The sequence below is a fragment of the Chlorobaculum thiosulfatiphilum genome, from assembly GCF_006265165.1.
Classification (GTDB): domain Bacteria; phylum Bacteroidota; class Chlorobiia; order Chlorobiales; family Chlorobiaceae; genus Chlorobaculum; species Chlorobaculum thiosulfatiphilum.
Window position 1 is genome coordinate 38,514 of sequence record NZ_VDCH01000019.1, and the last position, 8,563, is coordinate 47,076.

Here is an 8,563-nt window from a genome sequence, read left to right on the forward strand (position 1 = left end):
CCGTTGCGAGGGTCACTCCTTCAGGGTGTCCACGCTGGAAACATCGACCGTCTTGAAGGTCTTGAATATATTGATCACGATCGCCAGCGCGACGGCAGCCTCGGCGGCGGCCAGAACGATCACGAAAAGGCTGAACATCACGCCCTCCATGCCTCCGTTGTATTTGGAGAAAGTCAGGAAGTTGATGTTGGCCGCATTCAGGATAAGCTCGACGCCCATCAGAATCACGATCGCATTTTTGCGGGTCATGACGGCAAACATGCCCAGCGCGAAAAGGATGACCGAAATCGTCAGAAAATGGTTGACTCCGATCGACAGTAACTGTTCCGTTAGCATTGACACTCCTTGATGTTCATTTTTTTTGAGCCTTGTCGTAGCGGGCCAGATACGCCGCGCCAAGCAGGGCGACCAGCAGCACGATAGAGACCATTTCAAACGGCAGCATATAGCGCGACATGGTTTCGAGGCCAATGCTCTCGACCACGCTGCCATTGAGTTGCATCACCCCCGGCATCCAGTTTCCGGTCGTATAGAAGGTGAAAAGCATACCGGCGATCAGCGCCAGCGTCAGAAGAATTCCGGGCACGAGGTGCAGCACGTCGGCCTTCAGCCCGGTCTGCATGATCGTGTTGGTGAACATGACGCCAAAAAGCAGGAGCACCAGGATGCCGCCAACATAGACGACCACCTGGGTCACGGCGATGAAGTCCGCGCTCAAAAAGACATACAAAGCAGCCACACCGAAAAAGGTGAAGAGCAGCGAGAAGGCCGAGTAGATGATATTTTTCGAAAAGACCACAAACGCCGCCGACAGAACCGTAACGGCCGCGAAGATGTAGAAGATGATGGCGATGGTCAGTTGATTCATGATTATCTGCACTTGTTGGTAATCGATTCCTGCCGGAGCTTATTCAGCTCCACCTGGTTTCTGTTGCGGAGCGGCCTTCGGAGCCGGTTTTGCCGCTGGTGCTCCAGTTGCGGCTTTCTCTTTTGCCGCCTGGGCCTGCTGCTCGGCAAGCTTTTTCCTCTTCGCTTCGGCCTCGATCTTCGAAAGGTTGCCGAAGTGATACATCATGTTCCTTACATCGAACTCGGAGAAGTCGGCAACGGCAGTGTGATAGAGGCAGTCTGTCGGACAGACGCTCTGGCAGATGCCGCAGGTCATGCACTTGGCGGTATCGATGTCGAACAACGGCACCCACATCCGCTTCTGCTGGCCGCCCGAGGTCTTGCCGCAAACCGCCAGATCGTCGTTGGTGGTCTTGATGGTTTCGATGGCGATGCACTCCACCGGGCAGGCGCGTTCGCACTGACGGCAGCCGATGCAATCGTCGATATTGACATACAGCCGGTAGCGGCCATGAGGCGGAGTCGGGATGACCTCCTTCGGATACTGGAGGGTGCAAAGGCCGTCAACCTGCCTGAAGTAATCGGCGTCGTCGATACCGGCATCCCCTTTCCTCTTTACAGCATTGAAGAAATGCTTGAGGGTGATGGCCATGCCGGTCGCAATGGTGGTCGCGCCGGTTTTTATATTACTGAAGTACTCACTCATGTTGTGTTGTCGTCTTGCTTGCCTGTGTATGCTCTGTGAACGCGTCCTCTGTGATTGCTTACCGGTAGATTTCCCAGACCGCCGTGAGCACGAATGAAATCAGCGCGAATGGTGTCAGCACCTTCCAGCAGAGGTACATGAGCTGGTCAACCCTGAGTCTGGGAAGCGTCCAGCGAAGCCACATCTGCACAAAGATGAAGAAGAAGCCTTTCATGATGATCCAGAATGCGCCCCAAGCCGGGCCGCTGGTCATGGTGTTGAGTTCCAGCCCGCCAATGTTCGGAAGCGGAGAAGTCCAGCCGCCAAGAAACGCAATGGAGATGATCGCCGATACCATGAACATGCTGCCGTACTCCGCGAGGAAGATCACGGCGAACTTCATGCCGCTGTATTCGGTGAAGTAACCGGCAACAAGCTCCGATTCAGCTTCGGGAATATCGAACGGGGCGCGGTTGGTTTCGGCAAGCGAGGAGATGAAATAGATAAGGAACGGCAGCCAGGCGATCGGATTGTTGAAGAGGAACCAGTGCATGAATCCGTTCGGGCCAGCCTGCATGACGGTGATCTGCTGCATGCTCAGGGTGCCGGCCATCATGGCGGCGCAGAGCAGGGCGATCGAGGCCGGAATTTCGTAGCTGACGATCTGGGCGACGCTGCGAACCGCGCCATAGAGCGCCCATTTATTATTGGAACCCCAGCCTGCGGCGAGGATACCGACCACCTCGATAGCCACGATGCCGACGGCGTAGAAGAGACCGACGTTCAGGTCAGCGCCAATGAAGGCCGGGCCAAAGGGCAGCACCGCGAAAGCGAGGAACGAACCGACGAACAGGATGCCGGGGCCGATGACGAAGAGAAACTTGTCAGCCGCGGTCGGCACGATATCCTCTTTCTGGAGCAGCTTCAGGATGTCGGCCAGCGTTTGCAGGATACCCCAGAAACCGACCTCCATCGGGCCGAGCCTGTCCTGCATGAAAGCTGAAATCTTGCGCTCGCCATAAACGCCGTAGGTCAGGGCGTACAGCGCGATGAACACGAGCGGAATAACCGCGACGATAACCAGCCCGAGCGGAAACCAGCCGATGGAAAAGCCTGACAGGGCGTCGGACCAGGTATTGAGAGATGGTGATGAACTCATATCAATAGGCGAACCTGCTTGAAATAAAAGTGTTGTCTTGAAAACGGTCAGCGGTCAACTTCTCCCAGCACAATATCGATGCTGCCGATGATTGCCACAAGGTCGGGAATCAACTGCCCTTTCGAGAGGTCCTTCATCGCCGACAGATTGACGAAGCACGACGAACGGGCCTTGCATCGGAGCGGTTTGGTTGACTTGCCATCGCTGACGATGTAGTAGCCAAGCTCGCCACGCGGGTTTTCGGCGCGTCCATACACCTCGCCAGCTTTTGGGCGGATCTTCTTGGGAATGAGGGCGCGTGAATCGAAGCCCTGCACTTCAGGCATCTTGTCGAGGCACTGCTCGATGATCTTGAGGCTCTCCTCCATTTCGAGCGCGCGAACCAGGTGGCGCGACAGGCAGTCACCAACGACGGAGAACTTGCCGTCCGGCACCGGCACGTCGAAATCGAGTTCCGGATAGACCGAATAGGGATCGTTGCGGCGCAAATCCCACTTGACGCCGGAGCCGCGAAGCATCGGGCCGCTCCAGCCATAGTTGATCGCCACGTCGGCGGGCATGATGCCAATATCGTAGGTACGCTTGACGAAAATCTCGTTCTCGGTCAGAAGCTTGCACAGCTCGACCGCCTTCGGCCTGAAGTAGGTGACGAACTCGGCGACGCGCTTTTTGAAATCAGCGGGCACGTCGTAGGCCAGGCCGCCGATCCATATATAGTTATAGAGCATCCGTGCGCCGGAGATCCATTCGAGCAGATTCATGATATGCTCGCGATCGCGGAAACAGAAAAGGAACGGCGTGAAAGCGCCGAGGTCGATGCCGTAGGTGCCGATGGCCACCAGGTGCGAGGCGATCCTGTTCAGCTCGGAGACGATGACCCGGATGAATTCGACGCGGCGGGGAATTTCGATGTCGAGCAGCTTCTCGACGGTGATGCAGTAGGCCAACTCGCTGTTCATCCCGGCCAGATAATCCATCCTGTCGGTGTAGGGAACGATGCCCGGATAGTCGACATTCTCGCAATACTTCTCGAAGCAACGGTGGAGATAGCCGAGATAGGGCTCGGCCTCGACGACCACTTCGCCGTCGGTGATACATTCGAGACGCAGCACACCGTGGGTTGACGGATGCTGTGGCCCCATGCTGAGCACCATGTACTCGGTATCGAGATCCTTTTCAATGATGACGCGCTTGTCATCCTGACGGATGATCCTTGTGGAGTTCGATTCAGCTTTACCTAATTCCTGCATACCCGGAATGCTTGTTTACGTGTTATAAGCTCGTATGTTAGCGTCGCTTTGCGGCGTCAGTACGGAACCTTGATGCCGTGATAGGTCTCCTGAACCTGGTAATCCTTGCGGAGCGGAAAGCCGGTCCAGTCTTCCGGACAGAGAATCCTTCGCAGTTCAGGGTGTCCCTCGAAGACCATGCCATACATATCGTAGGCCTCGCGCTCGTGCCAGTTGGCCGTATGCCACACGCACGAAACGGACGGAATCGAGCCGCCGTCGCGCTGGCACTTCACCTTGACGGCAATCCTGTGGGTGTACTTGCCGATGCACTCGAAGTTGCAGACGATGCCGAGCTTCTGTTCTTCGGGATAGTCCACGCCCGACAGGCAAGCAAGGTAGTTGAACTGCAAGAGCGAGTTGTCGCGCATGTAGAGCGCGATATCCACCCACCGGCTCGCGTCGAGCACCTCGAAGAACGGCATGGTCGGATTGGCGTCGAACTCCGACACCGCATTGCCGAACCGCTCCCTGACTATATCGTAGGCGGCCTTGCTCTCCTTTACCGTCTGAGACATCTGGTTTGCTGCTTCTTCCATTCCCTTGACTCTTGATAGATAATAGTGGTTATGCCGTGGCCGCCTTGCGCGCCTGGTCGATCACCTGCTGCGGATCGACGCTCTTTTCGGCAAGCTTCTTCAGGGCCTCCTGACGCGAAATACCGAGTCCCTCCATGCGAATCAGCTCCTGAATCTTCATCAGGCCGCCGATCAGCGCCTCGGGACGCGGAGGACAACCGGGCACATAGACATCGACAGGAATCACCCGGTCAACGCCCTTGAGCACATGGTAACCGTGCTGCCAGTAAGGGCCGCCGCAGTTCGAGCAACTTCCCATCGAAAGCACGTAGCGAGGCTCCGGCATCTGTTCGTAGAGCGTCACCACCCGCTCGGCCATCTTCATGGTCACCGTACCGGCGACGATCATGAGGTCGGACTGGCGGGGCGACGAGCGCGGAAAAATACCGAAACGTTCGAGATCGTAGTTGGAGGCGTTGGTGGCCATCATCTCGATAGCGCAGCAGGCCAGACCGAAACCCATCGGCCAAAGGGAAGAGAGGCGAGCCCAGTTCATCACATTGTCAACCGAAGTCACCAGCACGTTGCGGTTCGATACTCTGGCGTCAAGCAAACCCATAGCGTAAAATCGATGATGATTGAAAGATTATCCGTTCGCCTTTCCGATGCGACGATTCGGCATTTCCGGCATTTTCGGAATGTTCGGAGTCGGGCGAACCCAGTCAAGATCACCCTTGACCCAGGCGTAAATCAAACCCAGCGCAAGGATACCCGCGAAGATCAGCACTTCGACGAGCGCAAAGGGACCGAGTGGCTTGAAAACCGTTGCCCAGGGATAGAGGAAGACGACTTCGACGTCGAAGATGATAAAAATGAGGGCGACAACATAAAAGCGGATATTGAACTTGACCCAGGCGCTTCCGACAGCAGGCTCGCCGCACTCGTAGGTTGAATTCTTTTCGGGGTTGGGTCTGCTCGGTCTGAGCATTCTTGCCGTCAGATAACCACCGGCGACGAAGACGATACCGAGCACGAGAAACACGAATACGGTACCAAAACCACTTAATGTCTGATCCATGTTTTGTTGTTTGACTTTAATGGTTAAGGAAGTGACTAGCTCCCTTTTCTCCTCTGACGAGCTTGAAAGGCCTCAGAATCAGGTGCCGCCAATATAAAAAAATCTTCTCAATCTTCAGATAAAAAGCTGATTTTTTCGGGTCGGAAGGAATATCGAAAAAAATGCTTCGACCGAATCTTTTTATGCGGCGAGAAGAAAATGCTGTGACTTTATTAAAAGTCAGTCAACTTTATCAAAAAATTTTAAACCGGCAATTTTGAACAGCCGGATCAGTGCAACCATGACCAGCAGCGTGGCGACAACGAGAATGCTCACATTCACCTGCCACCAGCCGATCATATGCTCCATCGCGGGGCCGAGAAAAGAGGCCAGCGTCATCCAGACTATGGGCGTCCAGACAACCGCCAGCACAACCGGCAATCCGCTTTTCATGAAATTTTTTCTCTTCTCCTTGTCCGGAAACAGTTTCATCGTAATCTCATAATTTTAGAGTGGTTTCAAGCCTCTGCCATATTATAACTATAGTACTATAGATCAGGGAAGCAGCTCGGCGATCTGGGCAGCCACGACAGGTTCGATCTCCCTGAGCACCTCGTACTCCGCCCGGAGGCCGCGCATGTCTCCCCGCGACATATGATACATGGCGAGCTTGCAGTGCACCTCGGCGTTGCCGGGCTGAAGCTCGTGAGCCTTGTCGAGCGCATCGAGCACCTTGTCGTGCTGGCCGAGATCCATCTGGACATCGGCCAGCAGGCACCACGCCTCAACGAAACTGGGGTCACGGCGCAGCGCCTCTTCGAGCACCTTGATGGCCGCCTCCTCCTTGCCCATCGTCAGCAACACGAAACCGAAATGCCGGTACGCCTCCAGATTCGAGCGGTCGAGCGCGACGGTGAAGGCGAGGTCGGTGCCCGCGCGGCGGTACTCGCCGTTGGAGAGCAGCGCCACGGCGCGCGCATAGCGGATCTGCGGATCTCGCGATGCCTGGCCGGCAAGTTCATCAAGAATCGAAATCGCCTTGCCGTACTCCTGATTCTCGATGCAATCCAGCGCCTGGCGGTAGCGCTGCTCGCGCTCAGGCAACGTTTCTGGTAACTCCTTATCTGGCATATCGATAGTGTTCATGATCTGGTGTAGATTTGTTCATTTCACGGACTGACCGACTGCGAAAACCTCGCGCTGTACATCGAGCGCCTCGATCTCGGCGGCAATCCTCGACGCCAGCCATCCAGCGAAGGCCGGTGATTCGTTGATGCAGGGAATATAGTGCTTCCGGTGGGCGGGTGAATGGTCGAGCAGCTTTTTGGCCTCGTAATCGGTCTCGCTGTTGTCGGCGAAATAACCGAAAGGAAACATCGCCGTCGAGCCGACCCCTTCACCCGCAAACTCGCCGAGCGCCCGTTCGACCGTTTCCGGCGTCCACTCCCCTCCCCTGCTGTGATTCAGGCAACCGAGCTTCACCTCGCCGAAAACGTTACGCGGATCGGCCATGATCTTTTCGCGCATCAGCCGGAAAAACTCCATTGTCTCGTCGAGACCGGTAAAAACCGTGGGCTTTTCGCCCTTGCGGTTTCTGACAATCGTGCCGTGAATGACCAGCACCAGCCCCTGCGCCTCCTTCTTTCCCGCGCCTTTCCAGTCGGGCGGCAACGACGCGAAGAGGTGATCGAGATAGATCCGGTGCAGCACCTCGTCTTTCCAGAGGCCCCGCGCCACTCGCAACGCGCCGAGATGATTCTCGCCAAAATGGTCGATCACCATCTGGCAGGCCGGGCCGCACGAAAACGCCGACTCGACAGGAAACATCGGCACGACAACAATGCCATCCGAGCAACCCCGAAAGCGATCGAGCACCTCTTCGAGGTATGGCGGCACGAAATAATAGGCATCGGCAACCGCGATTTCGTCAGCGTCTCCGGCAAATCGCGGATTGCGCCTCAGCGCCGCTTCCACGCCAAGCGCCTGCTTGCGGGTGATCTCCACCAGGCGGGAGCGATAGCGATGCAGCTTCCAGTCGAGATAGTGCTTCGCCGATCGGTAATCGGCGATCATGTAGATCAACAGCTTCGGAAGCTTGACGATCTTGCGGGTGATGACAAAGATGATCTTTCTCGAACTCGGCCAGAGCGCGCGAACCGAAAGCCTCTCGACCTCCCCGTATGTCACCAGCACTACGCTGTAGCGCTTTTTGCTCACAATGCGAGCCACCATTTGAATTCGCCGAACATCAGAAGAAAGCCGATAAGGCTGCCGACAAGCGTCTGCATGAAGTTATGCGCCCTCAGGTAGATGCGCGACCACATCAGGAGCGGCACGAAACAAAGCAGCGCAAGCGCCGGGGCGCCCAGGGACAAGACCAGAAGAGCGATCGAGGAGGTCAGCGAAAAGAGATGGATGCTGATTTTCCACTGAAGGGTGACCAGCAGGATAAAGACTGTATTGACGGCGTTGAAAAGCAGAATGCCTGAGAGAAAGCGGGGCGCATCGAGCTGCTTCATCAGCTCGTAGCCAACCAGATTGACGCCAACCAGCACAAGAAGCGGCAGGAAGCGCTGCTCCCGAAAAGAGATGTTGTAATCGGAAATACGTCCGATCTTTTTCAGGCCAAGAATCAGGAACATCGGTGCGATAGTGGCCGACAGGAGCAGCACCAGAAACCAGTCGAGATGATGGGGCGTCGCCGAATAACCATAAAGAACGACAAGCAGATAGACTGCCGGCGCCACGACGACAGGACTGATAACCCATGAAACCAGGGAGGCGAACCGGCGAGTATCGAACTGCATTGAAAACCAGTGAGAGTGAAAGAGAGCTTTTCAAATGGCGCATTTCAGGCGCTAATGAAGATAATCCTTTCCCGGAAAAACCGAAACCGGTTACTGATACATGGTCGAGGTGAAGCCCACCTGGGTCTGTTCAACTAAGTGTGTAAACGGTCGTAATCAAACGGGAAGCCGTCCTTCGAATTTAATGGAAAACTGGTTG

At 55.8% G+C, this 8,563-nt stretch carries 12 protein-coding genes; all 12 read right to left on the reverse strand.

Features of this window, described 5'->3' with window-relative positions:
* Window positions 1–12: 12 nt before the first annotated feature.
* The 12 genes from nuoK to FGF66_RS08990 all read right to left on the reverse strand — a co-directional run bounded on the left by nuoK (window position 13) and on the right by FGF66_RS08990 (window position 8,364).
* Window positions 13–336, reverse strand: coding sequence for an NADH-quinone oxidoreductase subunit NuoK (gene nuoK / locus FGF66_RS08935; protein WP_139457302.1), 324 nt, complete (start codon window positions 334–336; stop codon window positions 13–15).
* Window positions 337–352: 16 nt separating this feature from the next.
* The gene (locus tag FGF66_RS08940; RefSeq protein ID WP_139457303.1) at window positions 353–868 is read right to left on the reverse strand and encodes an NADH-quinone oxidoreductase subunit J family protein; all 516 of its coding nucleotides are present in this window, start codon (window positions 866–868) and stop codon (window positions 353–355) included.
* A gap of 39 nt (window positions 869–907) precedes the next feature.
* Window positions 908–1,555, reverse strand: coding sequence for a 4Fe-4S binding protein (locus FGF66_RS08945; RefSeq protein ID WP_139457304.1), 648 nt, complete (start codon window positions 1,553–1,555; stop codon window positions 908–910).
* A 58-nt stretch (window positions 1,556–1,613) separates the two neighbouring features.
* Window positions 1,614–2,693 carry an NADH-quinone oxidoreductase subunit NuoH gene (nuoH, locus tag FGF66_RS08950; protein WP_139457305.1) on the reverse strand — a complete coding sequence of 360 codons (1,080 nt, stop codon included), beginning with the start codon at window positions 2,691–2,693 and terminating at the stop codon, window positions 1,614–1,616.
* 47 nt (window positions 2,694–2,740) lie between these two features.
* A complete protein-coding gene (locus FGF66_RS08955) occupies window positions 2,741–3,943 on the reverse strand; it encodes an NADH-quinone oxidoreductase subunit D (protein WP_139457306.1) in 1,203 nt (400 codons plus the stop codon).
* Window positions 3,944–3,999: 56 nt separating this feature from the next.
* Entirely contained in the window at window positions 4,000–4,500 is a 501-nt protein-coding gene (locus FGF66_RS08960) for an NADH-quinone oxidoreductase subunit C (RefSeq protein ID WP_246046642.1), read from the reverse strand.
* Window positions 4,501–4,549: 49 nt separating this feature from the next.
* Window positions 4,550–5,119 carry an NADH-quinone oxidoreductase subunit B gene (locus tag FGF66_RS08965; protein WP_139457308.1) on the reverse strand — a complete coding sequence of 190 codons (570 nt, stop codon included), beginning with the start codon at window positions 5,117–5,119 and terminating at the stop codon, window positions 4,550–4,552.
* Window positions 5,120–5,146: 27 nt separating this feature from the next.
* The gene (locus FGF66_RS08970) at window positions 5,147–5,578 is read right to left on the reverse strand and encodes an NADH-quinone oxidoreductase subunit A (RefSeq protein ID WP_139457309.1); all 432 of its coding nucleotides are present in this window, start codon (window positions 5,576–5,578) and stop codon (window positions 5,147–5,149) included.
* 219 nt (window positions 5,579–5,797) lie between these two features.
* Complete coding sequence (locus tag FGF66_RS08975; RefSeq protein WP_139457310.1) at window positions 5,798–6,049, reverse strand: hypothetical protein; 252 nt, start codon at window positions 6,047–6,049, stop codon at window positions 5,798–5,800.
* 63 nt (window positions 6,050–6,112) lie between these two features.
* Window positions 6,113–6,703 carry a tetratricopeptide repeat protein gene (locus FGF66_RS08980; protein ID WP_139457311.1) on the reverse strand — a complete coding sequence of 197 codons (591 nt, stop codon included), beginning with the start codon at window positions 6,701–6,703 and terminating at the stop codon, window positions 6,113–6,115.
* Between the two features lie 18 nt (window positions 6,704–6,721).
* Window positions 6,722–7,789, reverse strand: coding sequence for a ferrochelatase (locus tag FGF66_RS08985; protein WP_139457312.1), 1,068 nt, complete (start codon window positions 7,787–7,789; stop codon window positions 6,722–6,724).
* Window positions 7,771–8,364 (reverse strand): phosphatase PAP2 family protein, encoded by a 594-nt coding sequence (locus tag FGF66_RS08990; protein WP_139457313.1) that lies wholly within the window; start codon window positions 8,362–8,364, stop codon window positions 7,771–7,773. The genes FGF66_RS08985 and FGF66_RS08990 overlap by 19 nt, the downstream gene beginning before the upstream one ends.
* Window positions 8,365–8,563 lie beyond the last annotated feature (199 nt).